Source organism: Fodinibius roseus, from assembly GCF_900129315.1.
In the GTDB taxonomy this organism is placed as follows: Bacteria; Bacteroidota; Rhodothermia; order Balneolales; family Balneolaceae; genus Fodinibius; species Fodinibius roseus.
Genome location: NZ_FQUS01000002.1, coordinates 30,638 through 52,183, shown reverse-complemented (window position 1 = coordinate 52,183; position 21,546 = coordinate 30,638). Strand labels below are relative to the sequence as shown.

Annotated in this window: 14 protein-coding genes; 9 read left to right on the top strand and 5 right to left on the bottom strand. The window is 50.0% G+C overall.

The genetic code is table 11. The features are described from left to right. Positions 1 to 29: 29 nt before the first annotated feature. Positions 30 to 1,367 carry a cell division protein FtsZ gene (ftsZ, locus tag BUB16_RS02170; protein ID WP_073059194.1) on the top strand — a complete coding sequence of 446 codons (1,338 nt, stop codon included), beginning with the start codon at positions 30 to 32 and terminating at the stop codon, positions 1,365 to 1,367. A gap of 296 nt (positions 1,368 to 1,663) precedes the next feature. Here the strand turns inward: ftsZ and BUB16_RS02165 are convergent, their stop codons facing one another. Together BUB16_RS02165 and BUB16_RS02160 are read right to left on the bottom strand one after the other, a co-directional pair. Continuing rightward, positions 1,664 to 2,476, bottom strand: coding sequence for a sulfite exporter TauE/SafE family protein (locus BUB16_RS02165; RefSeq protein ID WP_073059193.1), 813 nt, complete (start codon positions 2,474 to 2,476; stop codon positions 1,664 to 1,666). Positions 2,477 to 2,538: 62 nt separating this feature from the next. Beyond that, a complete protein-coding gene (locus BUB16_RS02160) occupies positions 2,539 to 2,853 on the bottom strand; it encodes a PhzF family phenazine biosynthesis protein (protein ID WP_073059192.1) in 315 nt (104 codons plus the stop codon). Positions 2,854 to 3,057: 204 nt separating this feature from the next. Between BUB16_RS02160 and BUB16_RS02155 the strand changes: the two genes are divergently transcribed. Both BUB16_RS02155 and BUB16_RS02150 read left to right on the top strand, forming a co-directional pair. Continuing rightward, the gene (locus tag BUB16_RS02155; protein ID WP_244545623.1) at positions 3,058 to 5,463 is read left to right on the top strand and encodes an endonuclease MutS2; all 2,406 of its coding nucleotides are present in this window, start codon (positions 3,058 to 3,060) and stop codon (positions 5,461 to 5,463) included. 148 nt (positions 5,464 to 5,611) lie between these two features. Then, on the top strand, positions 5,612 to 6,967 hold the full coding sequence (locus BUB16_RS02150; RefSeq protein WP_073059191.1) for an FAD-binding oxidoreductase: 1,356 nt from the start codon (positions 5,612 to 5,614) through the stop codon (positions 6,965 to 6,967). A 449-nt stretch (positions 6,968 to 7,416) separates the two neighbouring features. Here BUB16_RS02150 and BUB16_RS02145 read toward each other — a convergent pair whose 3' ends face one another. Then, positions 7,417 to 8,376 carry a hypothetical protein gene (locus tag BUB16_RS02145; protein WP_073059190.1) on the bottom strand — a complete coding sequence of 320 codons (960 nt, stop codon included), beginning with the start codon at positions 8,374 to 8,376 and terminating at the stop codon, positions 7,417 to 7,419. 173 nt (positions 8,377 to 8,549) lie between these two features. Here BUB16_RS02145 and BUB16_RS02140 point away from each other — a divergent pair, with 173 nt between their 5' ends. Further along, a complete protein-coding gene (locus BUB16_RS02140; protein WP_073059189.1) occupies positions 8,550 to 10,712 on the top strand; it encodes a BTAD domain-containing putative transcriptional regulator in 2,163 nt (720 codons plus the stop codon). 17 nt (positions 10,713 to 10,729) lie between these two features. Here the strand turns inward: BUB16_RS02140 and BUB16_RS02135 are convergent, their stop codons facing one another. Both BUB16_RS02135 and BUB16_RS02130 read right to left on the bottom strand, forming a co-directional pair. Then, on the bottom strand, positions 10,730 to 11,470 hold the full coding sequence (locus BUB16_RS02135; RefSeq protein WP_073059188.1) for a uroporphyrinogen-III synthase: 741 nt from the start codon (positions 11,468 to 11,470) through the stop codon (positions 10,730 to 10,732). Positions 11,471 to 11,883: 413 nt separating this feature from the next. Further along, positions 11,884 to 13,002 (bottom strand): BamA/TamA family outer membrane protein, encoded by a 1,119-nt coding sequence (locus BUB16_RS02130; RefSeq protein WP_073059187.1) that lies wholly within the window; start codon positions 13,000 to 13,002, stop codon positions 11,884 to 11,886. A gap of 422 nt (positions 13,003 to 13,424) precedes the next feature. Here BUB16_RS02130 and BUB16_RS02125 point away from each other — a divergent pair, with 422 nt between their 5' ends. From BUB16_RS02125 to BUB16_RS02105, 5 genes are all read left to right on the top strand, one after another. After that, positions 13,425 to 14,933, top strand: a complete 1,509-nt coding sequence (locus tag BUB16_RS02125) for an SAM domain-containing protein (protein WP_073059186.1) — start codon at positions 13,425 to 13,427, stop codon at positions 14,931 to 14,933. A 306-nt stretch (positions 14,934 to 15,239) separates the two neighbouring features. Then, on the top strand, positions 15,240 to 16,397 hold the full coding sequence (locus BUB16_RS02120; RefSeq protein ID WP_084087964.1) for a DUF4856 domain-containing protein: 1,158 nt from the start codon (positions 15,240 to 15,242) through the stop codon (positions 16,395 to 16,397). 76 nt (positions 16,398 to 16,473) lie between these two features. After that, positions 16,474 to 17,601 carry an imelysin family protein gene (locus BUB16_RS02115; protein WP_084087963.1) on the top strand — a complete coding sequence of 376 codons (1,128 nt, stop codon included), beginning with the start codon at positions 16,474 to 16,476 and terminating at the stop codon, positions 17,599 to 17,601. Positions 17,602 to 17,607: 6 nt separating this feature from the next. After that, positions 17,608 to 18,990, top strand: coding sequence for an HTTM domain-containing protein (locus BUB16_RS02110; protein WP_073059183.1), 1,383 nt, complete (start codon positions 17,608 to 17,610; stop codon positions 18,988 to 18,990). Positions 18,991 to 19,010: 20 nt separating this feature from the next. Further along, positions 19,011 to 21,500, top strand: coding sequence for a TonB-dependent receptor (locus BUB16_RS02105; protein WP_073059182.1), 2,490 nt, complete (start codon positions 19,011 to 19,013; stop codon positions 21,498 to 21,500). Positions 21,501 to 21,546: the final 46 nt, after the last annotated feature.

The following is a 21,546-nucleotide window of genomic DNA, read 5'->3' as shown; positions in this document are numbered from 1 at the left end:
CAAAAAGCAATCTAAACAAGGAGTCAATTATGAGCAACTTAAATTCTCGTTTTAGTTTTGACATCGACAGTCAGGACAACGCAAAAATAAAAGTCGTGGGCGTTGGCGGCGGCGGAGGCAATGCCGTCAACAACATGATCCATAAAGGTCTCACCAGTGTAGAGTATATCGCACTGAACACCGACGCCCAGGCGCTTAAAAACAGCACAGCCGATATCACCATCCAGGTAGGCGCAAACCTTACCAACGGACTGGGTGCCGGTGCACGTCCCGAAATCGGGCGTGAAGCCGTAGAAGAAAATCGACATGAAATAGAAGAGGCGATCGAAGGAGCCGACATGGTCTTCGTGACCGCCGGAATGGGAGGCGGAACCGGTACCGGGGGCGCTCCCGTGGTGTCCGGTATTGCCAAACGGAAAGGCATCCTCACGGTAGGCATTATTACCACTCCTTTTGAATGCGAGGGACCCAAGCGGATGAAATACGCACGCGAGGGGATTACCGAACTTAAAAAGAACAGCGACACCGTTATCGTTATTCCCAATGAACGGCTCATGAATATCGCGGATGAAGATACCACCCTGCTTGAAGCCTTCGAGCATGCCAACCAGGTGCTTTATAATGCGACCCGTGGTATCTCGGATCTTATCCTGATGCCCGGACTCATTAATCTCGACTTCGCCGATGTGCGCACGACCATGCTCGACGGGGGGGCGGCCATCATGGGTGCCGCCAATGCCACCGGCGAAGACCGTGCGGAAATAGCTGCGCGCGAAGCCATTAACTCGCCCCTGCTCGACGGCGTAAGCATCCGCGGGGCCCGTAATGTGCTGGTCAACATTTCCTCCGGTGCCAACCTGGGTATGAAGGAAACAACCACCGCTACCAGCATCATCCAGCAGGAGGCCGGCGAAGACGCCGAGATCATCCTGGGGACCGTTCTCGATGAGAGTTTTGATGACGAGCTTCGGGTGACGGTCATCGCCACGGGATTTGACCTGGCGGATAACCGCAACGAGGCCCGTGTCGCTCCCAACAAAAAGGAGAGCAGCAGTTCAACCAAGCAGTCGTCATCAGACGATCTGAAGATGCCCACCACCAGTGAGGTGACGGGACAAACCCGCTATTCCAAATCTGCTGACCAGCCTTTTTACAAGGGGGAGAAAAACCTTAAGCATATGGACCAGCCGGCCATTCACCGCCGGGGACTCAAGAACATTCACTCACTGGATAAAAAGGAGGAAAAACAGCAAGATGAGCAATCCAAAAAGCAGCAAAAAGGTGATAAATTACTTAATAACCGACGCGAGCGAATAGATAAATCGGATTCCGACCAGCCGGCTTTCCTCCGCAAAATAATGGATTAGGACGAGCTGATGACGGATATACTTAGATTGCTTTGCTCTGATGAAATAAGCTGATACACATATATCAGTTTACCTTCCCGCTATATGCGGGATTGATTGCTAAACTATAAAGGGAGTCTTTTGAACGGGACTCCCTTTTTTTATTTCAATACCGCTATTATCCTCACCCGCTTTGCCCTTCCCGATGGTCAAAGCCTGCCTCCCCTACCAAAGCGGAAGGGAACTTGAGGATCTCAACCAACCGGCTCTTGGAAATAAGTCAATATCATGGTATAAATGCCGTGGTGGAAACCGTTTTAAAAAACTTCGCTCAGTAACTTAACCGCCATTGCCACCGCTAACACGGCAAAGCCGTATTGCAGGTAGCGGCGCTTAATCTTCAGGTTAAACAGCGCGCCCCCGAAACCGCCCAGCAATCCCCCGGCAGCAAGCGGGAAAGCGGCCCCAAAATCCACGTAACCGGCGGAAAATGAGCTCAGTGTTGCGGTCTCCCCGTTGAAGAAGGCCAGCTGTCCCCACCCTGAGAGCGAAATCAGGACAATCGCCAGGGATGATACGCTCACGGATTTCACAAAATCCTTCTTGTACCAGAGATTCATCAGCGGCACCATCACGCCCCCGCCCCCGATGCCCGCCAGGGCCGCCACAAAGCCTCCCAGTCCGCCGGTAACGGTCGACTCCCGCAGGGAGAGGGGACTGCTGCTACGCAGCATCTCTTTAGGCAGTCGGGCGCCACGGCGATAAAACATATACGCGACATAGATCAGAAGTACGCTGAAAAAAATTACGAACTCCTGCTGGCTGTAATACTCCGAGGTAATAACGAGCTTGCCCGCATAAACGCCCACAGCCCCCAACAGGCCCACTCTGAGGCCTTCCCCCCAATAAAAATTGCGCTGCTGATACTGCCGAACAGAGCTTCCCAGAGCGGCAATGAAAGTACAGAAAAGGGAACTGCCGATCGTCAATACCACGGGTTGGGCAATCCCCGCATCGTTAAAAACCACAAACAGGATAGGCGTAAACAGGATACCGCCGCCCAAACCGAACAGCCCGGCTACGATCCCGGCCAGAATCCCCAGCAAAAAAAGAAGCAGCAGTTCCATCATATTCTGTATGCGCTATATTCTGATCGTTTCTTTCATATTGGTATACGCCTTACCGGCCCGGGTCACCCGGCTGCCCTTTTTCTTACATAACACCGTCCCCCATCGTTTCGATATCTGCCGCCCGGTTCATGCTTGCCCGGTCGCGTACTCCAGTAGGGCGTCAACATGGTATGGGCCGACCCGGTAACGGGATCTTCAGTAATACCGGCTGCAGGAGCAAACAAGAGGGATACGAAATCGGCTTCTTCTCCCTCTTCAGCCGCGATGTTCTGCATCATATCGTATGACAACCGCTCATGGAGCGGGCATACCGCAGCGGGATCGCCTTGGAAAGCCTCGGGTGCAAAGGCATCAACCTGGCAGACCGGTATCTCCATGGTTAGTGAGCTGGATATAAATTCTTGATTTTATTGGAATAGAACTTGCTCAAAGATAGGGAAAGTTGTAAGAAATCCCATTCATCATTCCGCTCAAATAAGCTTATATTTGAGGCAAACAACCCATGATACTGACAGATAGTGTTAAGCAGATAGTTTTTAGGGTGTCATCCCATAGGTCCCTGCTGTTGAACCGAATCATTCATGTCCATGCATCTATTCCCGGAACAACTGAGTAAAAAAATCGGATTCGAAACCGTCAGAACGGCGACCTTGAAAAACACTCGCTCCGTTATGGCTCGTGAGCAACTTGCCAGGATGCAACCCTTCTCGGATCCACAGGTAATCAAGCGGCGGCTCGGCCAAACCCGGGAGATGATGGACCTGCTTCAAAATGACGCGGCCTTTCCCCTGTATAACCTCCACGATATCAGGGAGCAGCTCAAAAAATCACGTACCGAAAACCGGATCCTTCCCCTGCCCGCTTTTATTGACATCCTGGAGGTCTGTATTACGTCCCGGCGCATCAAATCGTACCTGGATGACCGGGAGGAGCGCTACCCTGAGCTCAAAGAGATTGCCATCGGACTCATCCCCCTGCCGCAGCTGGAAGAGACCCTGCAGGATGTGCTTACCGAAAACGGGGAACTTCGCAGTGATGCCAGTCCCCGGCTGCAATCCATCCGGAAACGATTGAACAACAAGCGTCATGACCTGCGCAATACCATCAACCGGGTAATGGGACGCCTTTCCAAGCGGGGCCGTACTTCCGACGAAGGTCCCACGATTCGCAACGGGCGTATGGTCATTCCGGTCCTGGCCGAGTATAAGCGCAAGGTCAGGGGATTTGTACATGACGTTTCATCGTCGGGACAAACGGTCTATCTCGAGCCGGTCGAGGCGTTGAATATCAACAATGAAATCCGTCAGATGGAGTCGGAGGAACAGAGTGAAATCGAGCGGATCCTGCGCGCACTGACCGCCGAAGTCGGTCAGAACCGGGAGGCGATCCGTCAAAACCTCGACGTCCTGACGACCCTCGATGTCATCGCTTCAAAAGCCCGGCTCAGCATTGACCTGGAGGGATTCGTGCCCGTTATTTCCGAAACCTCGCATCTCTACCTCAAGGAGGCCTATAACCCGCTGCTCCTGCTCAAAAACAGGGACATTCCGGAGGCCGGGCGGGAACAGGTTGTTCCGCTGGATATGGAACTCTCCGAAGAGGAACGATGCCTGGTGATTACGGGTCCCAACGCCGGCGGCAAGTCAGTAGCTCTCAAGACCCTGGGGCTTTGCTGCCTGATGATCCAGTCCGGCTACGCCATTCCCGCCCGCGATAGTTCCGAGCTGCCGGTCTACAACAGCATATTTGTCGATATGGGCGACGACCAATCCATTGAAAATGACCTGAGCACCTTCTCCTCGCGTCTTGAATGGATGAAGCACACCATCAGGCATGCCGATAAACACAGCCTGGTACTCATTGACGAGGCGGCCGCCGGGACCGATCCCGAGGAAGGCGGGGCTCTGTTTCAATCCCTGATTGAACTGCTGATGGCGCGGGAAGCCAAGGTACTGGTGACCACACACCACGGATCGCTGAAGGTTTTTGCCCACGAGCACGATTTTGCCGTCAATGGATCCATGGAATTTGACCAGGATACGCTCTCCCCCACCTATCGCTTCAAAAAGGGGGTTCCGGGCAGTAGTTACGCTTTTGAAATTGCCGGGCGAATGCAGCTGCAGCATCAGCTCCTGGACAAAGCGCGCCGGATGCTGGGCGAAGGCAAAAGAGATATGGAGACCTTAATTTCCGAGCTTGAAGCCAAAACCCAGGAAGCCGAACAGCTTAAAAAGAAATATGACGCGTTAAAATCCGGCACGGAAAAAGCACGCCACCGCTATGAGGAGAAACGATCTGCTATTGAGAAAGAAGAAAAGAAGATCCGGGAGAAGGCCCTGGAAGAGGCGAAATCAATTATTGATTCCGCCAACCAAAAGATTGAACAGGCAGTTGAACGCATTGTCCAACAGGGTGAAAAAGATGAGGAAGTCATCAGGCAGGCCCGCCGCGAGGTGGAGGAGTTTCGCGAGCAGGTGGATAGCGGACTCGAAGAAATGGAGGACGAGGAACCCGCTGTTCGGGATACTGCTGACGAGCCGGAAGTGGGCGACCGCGTACGCCTCAGGGATGCCCGGACCACCGGCGAGCTCAAGGAGATCAACGGCCGGAGAGCAGTCGTTATGGCCGGGGGACTTCGCCTCAAAACCAAGTATGACAATCTGATTAAAGTGGAAGATGCTCCCCGGAAAAAGGAGAAACAGCAGATCAACGTAACTATTGAGGGCGGCAACCGGTATAAGATGGTGCAGCCTCAGATCGAAATTCGGGGCATGCGGGGACGCGAGGCGATGAAGGAAGTACAGAACTACCTGGATGACGCCATAGCGGCGGGACGAGAGCAGGTTCATATCATCCACGGCAAGGGGGAGGGAATTCTGAAAGGGTTGGTGCACGAATATCTGGATAAACGCAAAGAGGTGAAGAGTTACGGGATGGCTCCCATACAGCAAGGTGGAGCGGGCTGTACGGTCGTGGAGTTTAAATAAAAATATTACAGGCCGAAGATTTATACGGATTAAAAAATAGTTTGGAATCTCGACCCATACAGCTTGCATTTAATTTTTTTAATTGCCAAATCTAAGCAAAAAAACCATATTAGTGTTATAAAGAGAATTAAATGAACGGGAAAACGCAATGGTTCATCAATCTGCAATCAAAAAGTTTCGAGAAAAATTACACGGATCTTTACTTTTCCCGAGAGATTCGGGATACCATGAAGCCCGTTCAGTCTGGAACGGAAGAATTGACCGCAAGCCGATGGCCATTGCTCGGTGCAAGGACACAAGCGATGTAATAGCCTCCATTAATTTTGCACGAGATCATCAACTGCTCGTTTCCATTCGCGGCGGCGGTCATCACGCGGCAGGCCACGCTGTAAGCGATGGCGGACTAATGATCGACCTTTCCCTGATGAATGAGATCTACGTAGATCCCACTATTAAAATAGCAAAGGCAGGACCCGGCACCAGCGTTCGCGATCTTGATCATGAAACCCAAAAGTTTGGACTGGTTATCACCGGTGCTCCGGTTTCAACCGTCGGAATTGCCGGTTATACACTCGGCGGCGGCCTTGGATGGACCTCCCGCAAACACGGCCTTGCCTGCGATAACCTTATCTCGGTCGATGTTGTTACCGCCGAAGGAGAATTGATTCATGCAAGCGAAGATAAATACCCCAACCTATTCTGGGGCATACGGGGCGGAAGCGGTAACTTTGGTGTTGTGACTTCGTTTGAATTTCAGCTTCACGAGATGGGACCTGACGTACTGGCCGGCCCCATAGTTCACCCAATAGAGGAAGCCCCGAGACTTCTTCGTTTCTGGCGGGACTACATGCTCGATGCCCCTGACGAGCTCCAGTGTATGCCCGTTATGTTTAATACACCAGAAAGTGAAACCGTTTTTTGCCTCTATCCACTTTATGCCGGCAACCCTGCTGAGGGAGAAAGCGTGATTAAACCTTTTAGAGAAATAGGAACCCCCCTCTCGGATGGCATCGAAGCTACCTCCTACGCGGATCTTCTTTCAGAGCTTGACGAGATGTACCGGTCCGGTGATCGCAATTACTATCGATCGGCGTTCTTTGATTCAATACCCGATGAAGCGATTGACACTTTTGTTGAAAAAGCGGCACCTATTCCTTCACCGTTTTCAAGCATCTTTTTGGAGCCGCTGGGTGGAGCTATTGCCCGAAGAGATACGCATGCTACGGCCTTTCCTCACCGGGAACGAAAATTCTGTATCACCGCTGTGCCCAAATGGGACGATGAAAATCGAGATGAAGAAATGATGGCCTGGGCGGATGAACTATTCAACGCTCTAAAACCCTATGCGGCTGACGGCGTGTATGTAAACTATCTGGACGAGGTTGGAGATGAACCGGCACGGGATGCATACGGACAGCACTGGAATCGCCTGACTGAGTTGAAGAAAAAATGGGACCCGGAAAACCTGTTCCGGATGAACCACAACGTTCCGCCGGCCGGCTGATCTGACCGCAGCCTGCGGTCAAGGGCCGCCTCCTACGCCCGCGGCATCCATGAGGCATCACATCCAGTCGCTGCCCGGGTCTCAGACAGATGGCGGCGGGGCTGACCTCGACCCTCGGCGTACGTTCTCGCGCCTCCGCGACCCTCCGGCTCCACCGTAGCAACAGCCCGCTGCTGGTTGCCGTGCTTGAAGTGCGCTTCGAACTCGATAGTGAAGCGGCTCCGGCAGCGTCTCAGACAACGGCACCTTGAAAGCGCACGGGTTGGACGTATTGTGCAGGAAGCGCCGGCCTGCCATTCGACGACCTCCCAGTTGCCGTTAACAAATTCGAGTCTCCGCGTCCGCGGCGTCAAAGCTACGCTCAACCCTCTCCTCGGGAGCGCCTTTGGCGCAGTATTAACCAGTGTTTTTGTCTTATACATAAGTAATTGTTTATTGAAGGTTAAAAATTATTCCACGGTAAACGTTTTGAGCATGCCCTTTTCGGCGGGGTTGGGAACTTCAGCAATCCAGGCATATTCACCCGGTTCAAGATTTACTTTAACGTAAGCGGTACCACCCATAGGCATTTCCTGAGCGCCACCTAAAAACTCTACCGGTGCAATTGTAGTAAGCCCATTTGGCGTACTCCAGTTCATCCATGCGCCCAACTCATCCATGTCGGTATCGTCTTCCAAGCGCGCCAGGTGCACGTCAAAACCGAGGAAATGCTCCTGTGCTTTTTGATCATCATAAATGACGCTTACAATATTTTCGCCTGCTGTCAGATTCCCGTCTACCTCAATGCCGTTGGTGCTGGAAAGTGTCATTTCCACATTGGGATCCGGCGGATCGATATCGGAGATCTCTTCTGTGACCTCTAATCCTTTAATCATTCCCTCCGTTGAATGGAATGTGCCGTCGGGCATCTTCACATAACACTCAATCACATATGTTCCAGGTGATAAACGAATCGTGGTCTCAGCGGTCCCGTTAGGGCCGATCAAACCGGGGCCGCCCACAAACAGCACGTTTGGATACCATTCGGGAAGCTCGAAACCAGCATCCGGGAAGCTTGGATCTTTTCCGTTGATATCATCCATGATGTTCTGGAAAACCGGTACTATCTCTTCTTTGCTGTCTTCGACCGTCTTTTGGTCGCCTTCAAACTCTGGCATCTTTTCGATTACGAAAAAGTGGGTAATATCCGTCTTGTTTTGATAGCGAAACGTCGTCCAACCCGAAGGAATCTGACCAGGCAGATCGAAATTCATGCCGGTGGATGTCACCACTATCGCCTTGGCTGGTTCAGGGTTCCGCTGTTTGGATGTTGTTGAATCCGTACAGGCTATAATGACGATTGACGCTGCCAATATGGAAAAAAATAGTCCATACAGCTTTTGGGGATTTGTTGTGTTTAGATATCTCATAATGCACCTCATTGGGGGATTTATATTTTATCTGTTAAACCGAATCATTGATGGATAGAAATATATTCTGTCCGTAATCTGCTGCAATGTATAAATCAACTCTTTCCCCACTCCGTGTTCTTTCTTAGATTACCATCTAAGAGTAGAACTTGTTTTCAAATCAATCCAAGACGATGGTTGAGTTTCACCTGCTTGGTCCCGCTGAGCTCCGCGATGAGAGCGGGGAATTGGTACAATCTTTCCTTTCCGGCCCCAAGAGGCTGGCCCTGCTTGTATACCTGACGCTGGACCGTCCCCGTGGTTTCAAACGCCGCGATAGTCTGCTGCCGTTATTCTGGCCGAACCTCGGACAGAAAAGTGCCCGCAATGCTCTCAGTAATATGCTTTATCAGATACGTAAGGCGTTAGGCAACGAAATCATCATAAACCGCGGGAAAGAAGAGATCGAAGTCGGCTCAATCTGGTGTGATGTAACGGCCTTTGAAGAAGCACGAAAAAAAGAAGAGTACAAAAGAGCATTGGAATTATACCGGAGCAACCTGCTTGAGGGATTCCACGTACCGGATGCGTCTCCGGAGTTCGGTCAATGGCTCGATCTCGAACGCCGTCGGGTGCAACGCGGCTATCGGGAAGTGCTAGAGAAGCTGGCTCAACAAGCAGAAAAAAGGGGAGATCCTGAAGCCGCTGCAAAATGGTGGTATAAATATATCGCTGAAGATCCTTATGATTCGCGTGCCACACGACGCCTGATGGAGGCGCTGGTCGCCGCAGACAAACGGCCTGAAGCCATCCGCATAGCAGAAAATCATGCCGGGCTTTTAAAGAAGGAGTTCGGGGCCAGTGCGACAGAAAAAACCGAAAAACTAACCGGCGGACTTGAAAAGGCGGCTGCAAAATTCAAGGACAGGCGGGAAACGTCTCAACCAGGCGATCTGAATACCCGCACGATCGCCGTTCTTCCTTTTGAGACCCTGGACAGCAACGGTGAAATCAAACCGCTGGCAACCGGCATCCACAACGATCTGCTTACTAAACTCTCCAACATATCAGCACTGACGGTCATTGCCCGCAATTCCGTACTTCGCTACCGTGGTACAGAGGCATCTGTTGCGAAAGTGGCACGCGAACTGGTCGTCGGAACCATTGTGGAAGGTACGGTGCAGCAAGCCAGAAACCGGGTACGGCTCAACGTACAACTTACCGATACCAGGAACGAACAACTCCTTTGGGCCGAAACCTACGAACGTGAGCTAACGGCAGAAAATCTTTTCCAAATACAGAGTGAGCTGGCAGAAAAAGTTACAGACACGCTTCAGGCACAACTCACCCCAGAAGAGAAAAAAAGGATTCAAGAGAAACCCACTGAAAATCTTGAGGCTTATCATATGTACGTTCAGGGACAAACACATCTCGCTCACCGTACCGAGCGTGGCATCAATCGTGCACTCAAATACTTTCAACGCGCTGTCGAAATAGATTCAAGCTATGCACTGGCATGGGCCGGAATAGCCGAATCTCTCGTGTTGCTCAAATTCTACGAGTACCCTTTGCCGGAAAACACACCTGATGCTATGGAGGCAGTTCGGCATGCTCTGGAACTTGATCCGGAGCTGGGAGAAGCACATGCCTCTCTGGGTATTCTACATGCGAGCCTCCAAGAGGGACCAGAAGCTATTAGGGAATTAGAACAAGCTATCAAATTTCAGCCCGGCTACGCAGAAGCCCACGCCTGGCTGGGCTGGACATATATGATAACAGGAAGACTAAAAGAAGCACTAAAACCTGCAGAACGTGCAGCGGAGCTTGACCCCAGGGCTCCCTATACACGAGTATATTTGGGAAAAACATACCTGGCAGACGGGCAATATGAAAAGGGACTTTACGAGGCAAAAAGTGCCCGGCAGATGCAGCCCGAATTTACTTTAAATCATTATATGGAGGGACTTGCACTTTATCATCTGGACAGATTCTCTGAAGCCCTGTTAGCTATGAAAGAAGCACAATCTTTGGTACGTTCAAAAGGCACCCCTGCTGAAACAGAAATCCTGGCCATTCTTGCGTTAAATTATATTGCTTCTGACAACCCAACCAAAGCAGAGAAACTACTGCCTAAAATAAACAAGATGGAGGATTGGTTTTCTTCCGGCCTGGTGCATGCCGCTCTCGGTGAAGATAAAGATACATTTAAGGCTTTCAACAAAATCAAAAACTGGGGATACTTTTCTACAGCCCTGTTCAGGTATTTTTTTCCTAAGCTGCTGGAACCCATTCGAGACGATGCACGCAGCAGACAAATTATACAACAGATCAACGAAGACTGGGGATTAAATTGCTAAATATCCTGTCTGAAAGCTCATCCCGATTCAGCCATTTCTTCCAAAATAGAATTCCAGTTTCCGGTGGCCTGGCGATCGGTCTCAATATCCTCCCTTTTCAGCTTATCGGTAACGGCCTGATCACCCGAAATAACTTGAACCTTGCCGTAATTCAGGCTTGGAAAGGCTGCCAGCGTACGATTCACGGACCGGCGGGAATGAAAGATCACAATCTCCGGTTCGTGGGCGGACAGATCCTTGCGGTAGGCCTGCAGGTCCTCTTCTTTGGGGCCTTCGAGCGTAAATAACACCAACTCTTCCACCGGCACATCCAGCTCTTTCAGTAACCCGGGAAGGTCTTCGGCTGTTTTATCGCCGCACGGGTACAGGGTCTCCCCGATCCGGCGGATACGCAACATAAACTCCATCAAATCAATGGAATTACCATCCGAATGGGGGTGTACGGCCGGGATACCCTCTCCTTCAAGATAATCGGCCGTATGCTGATCTGCCGCCAGGTTCAGCTGCTCACGGACCTCCTCCAGCTTGTCATACGCTTTGACTTTTTCTACAAAAAACCGGGCGTTTCGCTTGCTCCCGTATACGATATTCTCAAACTCACCCACCAGCTCCAATGTCTCGACAGTATCCTTATCCGCTTCCACGGCTTCGTATCGCTCAAGCGGGTAATGCAAGGGCGTTATTTTTAGCTTTTTAAGCTCCGACCGCACCACTTCCGTGTCCTCAACGGCGGCCGTGAGCAAAACAGATTGACTCATAATTACTGTCCTGATACCAGCGATTCTCATTTTAATGACAGGAGCCTGCCGGACTTGGCAAAGCCTGCTTCGAGTCCCTCGAAATTAACCAAATTCCGAGCTTCTCTTCGTTAAACAGGCCCGCTACTCGCTTCAAAAGCCCCAAAACGGGACTCAAATCATCTGATTCTCCCTGTGCCCCAAGTCCAACCAGCTCCTAACCGGAAGGTACGGAAAATTATCTTCAGGGACTAACAACCGATTCCCATGTGCTTCCGGCAGCGGGACAAACGTCCGTGGTTTCCTTCTGAAATGTCATTCCCCCGCATCGGTGCGATTGATGCTTTCTTTTTTATATTACAGATACCGCGCCTGTCCCTGCGTGGCAGGCGGAGGCACACGTATAAAGAGGCGCATCTTATTTAAAATACGCATCAAAAGAGATAACCGACCCCCACATAAATACGGCTTACCTCTTCTGAAAAGCCGATTTCTCCCCGTAAAATAAAGTCGGGACTGATAACGGACATCGCTCCGCCGATGCCGATTGTCTGCTTGTAGCCCTCAAACAGATCCTGAATATCATCGCCTGGGGTGAATACGCGACCCGTATCCGTAAAAAGCTGCATTCCCAACTTTAACCTGTAAAACTGGGGAAATTCAAACAGCCAGCTCCGTAGTTCGAGGGTATAGGCAACCGATGAATTCCCCTGAAAACGATTTCGCGGATAGCCCCGAAGGGTATTTTCATCCGCCAACGTAGACAGCTCCCAGTACGGTATATCGCCCTCAACGTGACGGGCCTCAAAAAAATTGGCTACCGTAATGCTGTTGAACAACTGAAAATACTGGCGCAGCTCCAGCCGGGCTGTTCCCAACCCATAGCGGCTGACCAGCTCCGGGGCATACCGCAATTCCAGCGCAAATCGATTGCCCCGGCGGGGATCAAATTCCCGATCCCGGTTTTCCCAAATCAGGCCGGTCTTTACAAAATTCAACCATCCCCCCTCCCGGCCCAGAGGTCTTCGCTGTTCAAAAGAAGAAGGAGTTTTCCGGATGTACGGGATCTGGTATTCTGTTTCTATGCCCCCCATCAGATCCAGGTGGCTGTTTTGATTCCGGTAGACCGGCTTGCGCAGGTCATAGCCTACCCCGAACCCGACGGATTCAAAATAGTAGTATTCATTTTCCCATTGCTGCTGGTCAAACGGTACGTCATTCCCGATTCCAAAAAAGTTATTAGTCGTAAATCGATTAAAATAGGCATTCAGCGTCGACCGAATGGGGCGTCCAAAATTCTGTGTCCGCTCATAATCTGCTCTCACCTTTACATAGCCATTGGTTGATACCATGGCAGAGGACTTGAGGTGGCTTGTAAAAGGCTCCACATCGCCGGAATTATCATACCGGCTGTAAATGAGTCCCCCTACCAATCCCTCATTTGAACTATAGCCCAAAGCCGGTACGAAGGCGCTGGTCAGTGAATCAGTATTTGCCTCCCCGCTGTTATCCTGCGCCGAAGCTCCCGTTGAAGATATACAAGCAATACTCAACAATAAAAGTAGCGTTCTTATCATCATCAGTATCTACAATTCTATAAGGCTTTAATGAAAAAGAAAGTCAAGCGAGATACCTCTTCCGTGGCCTTTGCAAAGCGGTCTTTTTCCAATTTATTCGTTATCGGAATGTTCAAACCCTCACACATACTCATTATGCCGGGTTTTTAAAATCGCTGTGGCCCTGACCAAAAGTTCTTGTTTTGCAAAACCTTCTTCTATGATAATACGGTCCTGCCCGGACCAGTAAAATATTTTCCGGCCATAACATTATAGTGGATAACAAGGAATCCGACCGATTACTTTCTATTTTGGCCATCAATTTGGTACATTCAGGTTGCAAAGATCCGTATCAAGATACTATATATTCTCAGGAACTCTAACAAGGAATCCAAAATTGATTCAGGCATTCCGGGATCGTGAACAATAAATCTCAGCCCAAACATAAGCTGGCCGTTATCGGGGACAGCCTTAGCCAGGGGTTTAATAATGGCGGAATTTACCGGACCGACCTCAATTTCCCCGCCCTGTTGGCCGATTGCTGGGAGCCGGCTCCCCCGTTCGACCAGCCGCGCTTCACCGCACAGGCAGGCATCCCCCTGAACCTTGAAGTGCTGCTTCGCGGTTTATCCGACCGGTATGGAGAAAGCATCGAATGGGATGAATACCTGCCCGCCCTTTCGCACCTTTACTCGACCCTTCGGCGGGTAAAACGCTATTGGGAGGGAGGACTGAAACCGCTGGACCAGCCGGACCAAACCACGCCCTATCACAATCAATCGGTCTGGGGTTTTGCGATGAATGACGCCTGGATGGTTACGGACCGCCTGAGTCGCAGGTTTATCAAAACGCAGCCGGAAACATACTCCATCTTTGATATGCTGCCCGATCACGCGATGTATGTGACCGCAAGCCTGGTGCTGAACCCCTCCTTCAACGAACAGTTTGCCCACGCTACCCAGATAGACAACATCCGGCATCTGCAGGAAAAGGGGGGCATCGAAAATCTTATTGTCACGATGGGACATAATAACATTATCGGGGCGGTGTCGGATTTGAAGTTTGTCTTTTCAAGAGAAGAAGACCTGGACGAATTTCCGTCCAGGCGCAAATATACCGTATATCGTCCCGAACATTTCGAGCAGGAATACCGGAAACTCGCCGAAAAGGTAAGCGATATCGGGGCTGAAAGAATCATCACACAAACGATTCCCTATGTTACCATTCCCCCGGTCACCCGGGGAGTAAACGCCGATAAATCACGCGAAGGACATACCGGCTATTTTGATTATTACACGCGATTCTGGGTATGGGACGACGACTTTAACCCCGACAAGCATCCGCACCTTACTAAAGATGAAGCTATTACACTCGATCAGCATGTGGACGAATACAATGTCATTATCCGGGAAATAGCAGATGAGTACGGGTGGCTGGTCGTGCCGCTGAACCGGTACCTGAGTGGTTTTGCGCGGCGCCGTCTGGGCGGAAAATTACGCATCCCGTTTCCCGACGACTTTGTGGCAGCGATGAATAAACACCCGATGACCTCCCACCTGTTTGAAGACCGCAAAAACCCCCGGTTCAGTACGGACTATCTGCGCATCAACCGCGATACCGGCAAAGTATACAAAGGGGGTATTTTCAGCCTCGACGGTATTCATCCCACCAGCATCGGCTATGGTTTGATTGCCCATGTGTACAAGCAGGCGATGGAGAAACACGGTGTCACCTTTGACAAACCCCTTAATTGGAAACGAATCATCGCCAATGATACCCTGGTCACCGATCCGCCGTACCTGCTCGTCGAACTGCGTAATTTATTACGCTTTTTGTCGCTCGGGCGCCAGGAAAAGCTATCGGTCGTCGGAAACGGACTGCTGAATCAGCTGATGAATATCTTCTCCGCCCGCTCCTCCTCCAGCTGAGCTAAACATAGTCTTTAGCTTTGCACATTTTCACACCTTATCCGGGAATGATCTGCCTGCCTTTTACTTTCGGGCCCTGCTCTCACCTCTATCACGAACGGTTTTCTACTGCCTGCTTTCGGCAGGTTGCCCTGATCAGGAAAGGCGTCCGGAAAAACAGTCGACCGGTGAAACATAGTGAAAAAAAAACCATTTCATCGCTTTACCGGGGGAACTAAAAAATACCGCCTATTATTTAGAACTAATCTACATAGTTATTATATTCCCGCCTATTAATTAGATTTAATATAAATAAGAATAAGAACTATGCTCCGAACATCAAGACCTTTTCTATTACCTGCTTTTGCTCTCGTTCTTTCCCTGATGGTTTCTGGCTGTGACATCAGTAACAGCAATGATAAAAACGATGAGAATGCTATTGAGCCGCCCGAAACTTATGAATTCACCCGCAATGGTGAGTCTACCGTCGCCTATCCCGGTCAGACCGATCGTCTGGATATGGTAGAAGCAATGAAAGCATACATTGCAACGGCGCACGACGGTGAAACGATTTCCGAACAGGCACTCCTCGATATGTTCGAAAATACAGACGGAAACGGTGGCGGGCACTTCACCTTTACCTCCGAGCGGCAGCTTAAGAACAAAACCTTTGGTCCGGATCTGGACGAAAATCTATTTGAAGACTTTTTTGCTAAAGCAGCAGCTGCCAGTGAAAACGGCGAAGCAGATGAGGGCGTTCCGGGCCTGATGCGGCGTGGAGATGGCTATATCCTGGTGGATGCCAAAGGCCGGGAATTTACCCAGCTGGTCGAAAAAGGCTTGATGGGCGCTGTCTTCTATAATCAAATTTTTAACGTCTATCTAACCAACGATCGCATCGGTCCGAATGTTGAAAATGAGGCACTCCGGGAAGGAACCAATTACACCGACAAGGAACATCACTTTGATGAAGCCTACGGCTATTTCGACGCCCCCGTGGATTTTGAGTCGGATTGGCCGGATTCACGCACCGGTGAGCTTCGCTTCTGGAGCAAATATTCCAATGGATCAGATCCCCAGCTTGGATTCAACGATACCATTATGGAAGCCTTCATTCAGGGACGTACGGCTATTATCAACGACAACCAGGGCAAACTTGAACAACAAGTTGAGGTGCTGTATGAAAACCTGGAGTTGCTGGCGGCAGCTACCGCCGTTCACTATATAAACAGTACGCTTTCACATTGGAATGAAGGGAATCAGGGGGAAGCATTTCATGCGCTTTCGGAAGCCTGGGCTTTTGTCAATGCACTGAAGTACAATCCCGATAAAACCATTACGCCCGGCCAAATCGACCAAATCCTCAATAGCGATTTCGGCGAAAATGGCAGCTTCTGGAATGTTACTTTAGACGGACTTAATAACGCCAAGTCTACGCTCGTAGATACTTATCCCGATCTTGAGCCCGTTCAAGACCAACTGTAAGATGTATTGAACCACGGACCCGAACTTTGCCGGCATACCTCCGGCACGGTTCGGTTCATTTAAAAACACGCTTCCCATGATGGCACACGCAAGAGTCACTTATTTTTCCGCTATACTGCTACTCGCGATATTGTTTGCGGCATGCAGTAACAGCACATCCTCGGATCAACAAATTAATTTTGATCGATCCGAGATGCTCAGCAACTACGGCAACAATATTATTTTGCCGTCCTTCGAGGAAATGCAAACCGCAGTTGAAGACTTACAAACTGCAGCAGAAAATTTTGAAAATGAATCGACGCCAGAGCAGCTGGAAAATGTACAGACGGCTTTAAAAGACGCTCGATTAGCCTGGCAGGAGGTCAGCCCATTTCAATTTGGCCCGGCAGAGTCTGTTCTGTTGCGATCATCTATAAACACCTATCCGGTAGATACCGATAAAGTGGATGACAATATCTCTTCCGGCGATTACTCTTTTGGTGGTATTGATAACCAAGATATAGCGGGGTTACCTGCCCTGGGTTACTTGCTCCACGGCGTAGCCGACAGCAATGAAGAGATATTGGCCCGGTACACAACCGGTGCTGAAGCCGAAAATCGCATGAAGTACCTCCTCGATAACATCGCGTTTGTAAAAGATAAGATCGACACGGCTGCCGGCGAATGGCAGCCTTCGGGCGGCGACTATATCGGGATGTTTTTGAGTGAAGAAAATGCCGGAACAGATAAGGGAAGCTCGCTGGGTAGGCTTGTCAACCACTATGTACGCCATTACGAGCGATTCCTGCGCGATGGTAAAATAGGCATTCCATCCGGTATTAAAAGTGCCGGTACCCCACGCCCTGTAGCGGTTGAGGCCTATTACGGCGGATATTCGGCAGAACTGGCGATCGCAAACCTGAATCAGATAGAGCACATTTTTACCGGGGCCGGCGGCAAAGGGCTGGACGATAACCTTTTGGCCATTAATAACAGGGTGGATTTTGATACGGAAGAGCTTACTGATGATATCAAGTCGCAGATTGACGAAGCACAGTCAGCGCTTGAACAGCTCAGCGATCCGCTTTCGCAGCAAATCGAAAATAATAATGAAGCGGTGTTAACTTCTTTTGAAGAACTTCACGCCATCGTTTCAATGCTGAAAGCCGATATGACTTCAGCACTGGGTATTACAATTACCTACCAAGACAACGACGGTGATTAACAGACCATGATCCCGGAGGCCGTAAAAAAGCATATTACATCGCAGGTTTCCATTGCTCCCCTGGCGGTTTTCCGTTTCCTCTTCGGATTCATCATGCTGGTGAGCGTCATCCGCTTTGCGCTCAAGGGGTGGATCTATGAGCTGTACGTAGAACCGGACTATTTCTTCACCTACTACGGCTTTGACTGGGTTACTCCGCCGGGTGAAACCGGGATGTACCTGCTTTTTTTGGTAATGGGACTCGCGGCCCTGTCGGTCATGCTGGGCTGCTGTTACCGCATCGGAATCATCCTTTTTTTCCTGTGCTTTACGTATGTGGAGCTCATCGACAAAACCAACTATCTCAACCACTATTATTTTGTAAGCATTATCAGCTTTCTGCTGATATGGGTTCCGGCCAACCGTAGTTTCTCGCTGGATGTGCTTCGCAAGCCCGCTATTCGCAGGGAATACGTGGCGGCCTGGACCATCAACATATTCAAACTACAGCTCGGGCTCGTTTACTTTTTTGCCGGGGCGGCCAAACTAAATCCAGACTGGCTGATCAACGCCATGCCCATGCGGATCTGGCTGCCCGCCAGGGCCGACCTCCCGATTATTGGTCCCCTGCTGGAATATACTTCCACCGCCTACATTTTCAGCTGGGCCGGTGCGGTTTATGATCTCACTATTGCCTTCTTTCTGCTCTGGAAGCCCACCCGCTTTTTTGCCTACATAACGGTTATCATCTTCCACATGATGACCTATTTCCTGTTCCAGATCGGAATGTTTCCCTTTATCATGATTTTATGCACGCTCATTTTTTTTCCTGCCGATTTTCACAAAAAGATTATTACAGCTGTATCCGGCCTGAAAAGGTATCTGCCATTATCATTTTCAGCCTCAATCCCGAGCCAGCAGAAACATTTTCAGTTCAGCAAAAGCAGTAATACCATTATAGCCGGGATTCTCGGCATTCATTTTATACTCCAGCTTTTGCTGCCGCTGCGTTTTGCCTTATATCCCGGCAACCTGTTCTGGACGGAGCAGGGATACCGTTTCTCCTGGCGCGTTATGCTGATGGAAAAAGCGGGACACATTACTTTTCACATTAAAGAACCGGAGAGTGATCGCCGCTGGCAGGTTCAAAACTATGACTACCTGACGCCCAACCAGGAAAAAATGATGTCCACCCAGCCAGATATGATTCTCCAGTTTGCCCATCATCTTGAAGAAAAGTATCGCAAGCAGGGTATTAACGATGTCAAAATAACGGCTGAAACTTATGTAACGCTCAACGGGCGTCGAAGTCAGCTTCTGATTGATCCCAAGGCAGACCTAACCAAACAGGAACGCGGATTTACTCATAAAAACTGGATTCTCCCTTTTAACGAAAATCAACAAAATTGATTCAGAAGTCAGCATTAATAATGAAGTATCGCACATTCTCCTTCCTGGTCATCCTCTTGATCTTTTTTTGTACCGATATCGATATGGCGTTAGCCCAGCAGTATACCTTGTCGGGTACCGTAACAGACCAAAGTGGAACTCCTGTTGAAAATGTCAGCATATATCTTGCGGAGGAGCAGCCGCAAAGCAGCGACCGCACCATACCGCTTAACTATGAATCCAAAACGGTGACGAACCGTAACGGTAGATATTCCATTAAAAATGTATCGGCCGGTCCCTACCAGCTCATAGCCTACTATCCGGGCAAGCGGACGCAGTCCAAACAAATTACGATTGATCACAGGGATGCCGTCCAAAATTTTAAGCTTGAGAAATTTGAAGATATGATGGATGAGGTTGTTATTGGCGGGCAAACGGAGCGTACAAGTGGTATTACCCGGTTGCGATCTGTTGAAGGTGTTACCATCAACGAGAGCAAAAAGAATGAGGTGCTCGTCATCGATGATATGACGGTCAATAAAGCGACAAACAACAGCCGTCAGGTATACGCCAAAGTGCCGGGACTTAATATCTGGCAAACCGATGATGCAGGGGTCCAAACCAGCGTAGGGGGACGTGGCCTGAGTCCCAAGCGCAATTCTAACTTCAACACCCGCCAAAATGGATACGATATTGCCGCCGATGCGCTTGGCTATCCCGAAAGCTATTACACCCCCCCAGTCCAGGCTCTTGAACGAATTGAAATCATACGCGGGGCCGCGTCGCTGCAGTACGGCACGCAGTTTGGAGGTATGCTCAATTTTGAATTTAAAGATGGTCCCGATAACACCCCTTTCCGGTTCAGCAGTAAACAGTCGTATGGCTCCTTCGGATTATTCAACTCCTTTAACAGCGTGGGCGGTACCATTGATGAGATAGGCTACTACGGGTTTTATCAATACAAAACCAGCGACGGCTGGCGGCCGAACGCCGAGCTGGATCAGCACACCGCATATCTCTCGTTCGATCTCGATCTCACACCAGATCTTACCATCACGCCAGAATATACCTACATGTATTACCTGGCGCATCAGCCCGGGGGACTGACCGACGCCCAGTTCCGGGATGATCCCAGTCAGTCGAATCGCGATCGTAATTGGTTCCGCGTTAACTGGAATCTTTTTGCGCTAAAAGCCGATTACGACTTCAGCAGCATGACCAGGCTCAATACCCGTTTTTTCGGGTTGCTCGGGGGACGTGATGCCCTCGGAAACCTCCAGCGCATCGACCGGCTCGATCATGGCGGAAAACGAAACCTGCTTAAAGATGATTTTGAGAACTGGGGCAACGAAACCCGCCTGATTCACCGTTATCACTTTATCGACGGAATTTCGGTCATCTTAGCAGGTACGCGATTCTATAACGGCTATACGCACCGGCGGCAGGGCAGCGGCGGAGATGGCAGCGATCCCACGTTTCGCTACCTGAATCCGGATAACGTAACGGGCTCTGATTTTGACTTGCCGAGTCAAAACCGGTCAGTATTCGTAGAAAATATTTTTAATATTACGCCCAAATTCAGTATTACACCCGGCGCCCGCTTCGAATATATCAGGACCGAAGCTGAAGGGTACTACCGAAATATCGTCCGTGATCTGGCTGGTAACATTTTGGTGGATGAGCGCATTGCAGAGCAGCGGAGCAGGGATCGATCTTTTCTGTTTTTTGGCATAGGATCGAGTTATCGTCCCGGCAGACAGCTCGAAATATATGGCAACTTTTCACAAAACTACCGGGCCATCAACTTCAACGACATCCGCGTTGATATAGGCAGTCTCGAAGTAGATCCCGATATTCAGGATGAGCGCGGTTTCAATGTGGATCTCGGTATTCGCGGACAGGTTGGTAAGCTGTTCAGCTATGATTTGACTGCTTTTCATCTTTCCTATGAAGATCGTATCGGCACCGTGTTGCGCACCGAACCCAACCCCAAATTCAACAATCTGGTCGAACGCACCTTTCGCTATCGAACTAACATAGCGGATGCCGGCATCTACGGGATCGAGTCCTTTGCAGAAGCGGACCTTTTTACCCTTATGGGGTATAACAGCAAAGCGAGACTTTCGCTTTTTACCAACTTGTCACTCATCGAAGCCACCTATACCAATACGGATGAACCGGGTATCGAAGGAAATGACGTAGAACTCGTTCCCCCTTTTAACTTCAAAACCGGTCTCACATTTTCACAAGGAAGCTTTGAGGCTTCTTATCAGTTCAGCTATGTGGCTGAGCATTTTTCCGACGCTACGAATGCCCGGCAAACGCCAACGGCTATTGAGGGAATAATCCCCTCCTACAAGGTGATGGATCTATCCGCAAAATACCGTTTCGATCGGTTTACCCTGGAAGGCGGAATCAATAATCTGACGAATGAAAAATACTTTACACGCCGTGCTACCGGCTATCCCGGACCGGGTATTATTCCCGCCAAAATCCGTAATTTTTATATTACCGCGGGCATTCAAATTTAGAAAGACCTATCCCCCTCGCCTAAAAGAAATCCCGCACTATAAATGC

Coding starts and splice junctions, on each gene's coding strand:
- BUB16_RS02120 (WP_084087964.1), top strand. CDS start 15,240: ATGCTCCGAACATCAAGACCTTTTCTATTACCTGCTTTTGCTCTCGTT.
- ftsZ (WP_073059194.1), top strand. CDS start 30: ATGAGCAACTTAAATTCTCGTTTTAGTTTTGACATCGACAGTCAGGAC.
- BUB16_RS02155 (WP_244545623.1), top strand. CDS start 3,058: ATGTCCATGCATCTATTCCCGGAACAACTGAGTAAAAAAATCGGATTC.
- BUB16_RS02165 (WP_073059193.1), bottom strand. CDS start 2,476: ATGATGGAACTGCTGCTTCTTTTTTTGCTGGGGATTCTGGCCGGGATC.
- BUB16_RS02140 (WP_073059189.1), top strand. CDS start 8,550: ATGGTTGAGTTTCACCTGCTTGGTCCCGCTGAGCTCCGCGATGAGAGC.
- BUB16_RS02115 (WP_084087963.1), top strand. CDS start 16,474: ATGATGGCACACGCAAGAGTCACTTATTTTTCCGCTATACTGCTACTC.
- BUB16_RS02160 (WP_073059192.1), bottom strand. CDS start 2,853: ATGGAGATACCGGTCTGCCAGGTTGATGCCTTTGCACCCGAGGCTTTC.
- BUB16_RS02145 (WP_073059190.1), bottom strand. CDS start 8,376: ATGAGATATCTAAACACAACAAATCCCCAAAAGCTGTATGGACTATTT.
- BUB16_RS02150 (WP_073059191.1), top strand. CDS start 5,612: ATGGTTCATCAATCTGCAATCAAAAAGTTTCGAGAAAAATTACACGGA.
- BUB16_RS02105 (WP_073059182.1), top strand. CDS start 19,011: ATGAAGTATCGCACATTCTCCTTCCTGGTCATCCTCTTGATCTTTTTT.
- BUB16_RS02110 (WP_073059183.1), top strand. CDS start 17,608: ATGATCCCGGAGGCCGTAAAAAAGCATATTACATCGCAGGTTTCCATT.
- BUB16_RS02135 (WP_073059188.1), bottom strand. CDS start 11,470: ATGAGTCAATCTGTTTTGCTCACGGCCGCCGTTGAGGACACGGAAGTG.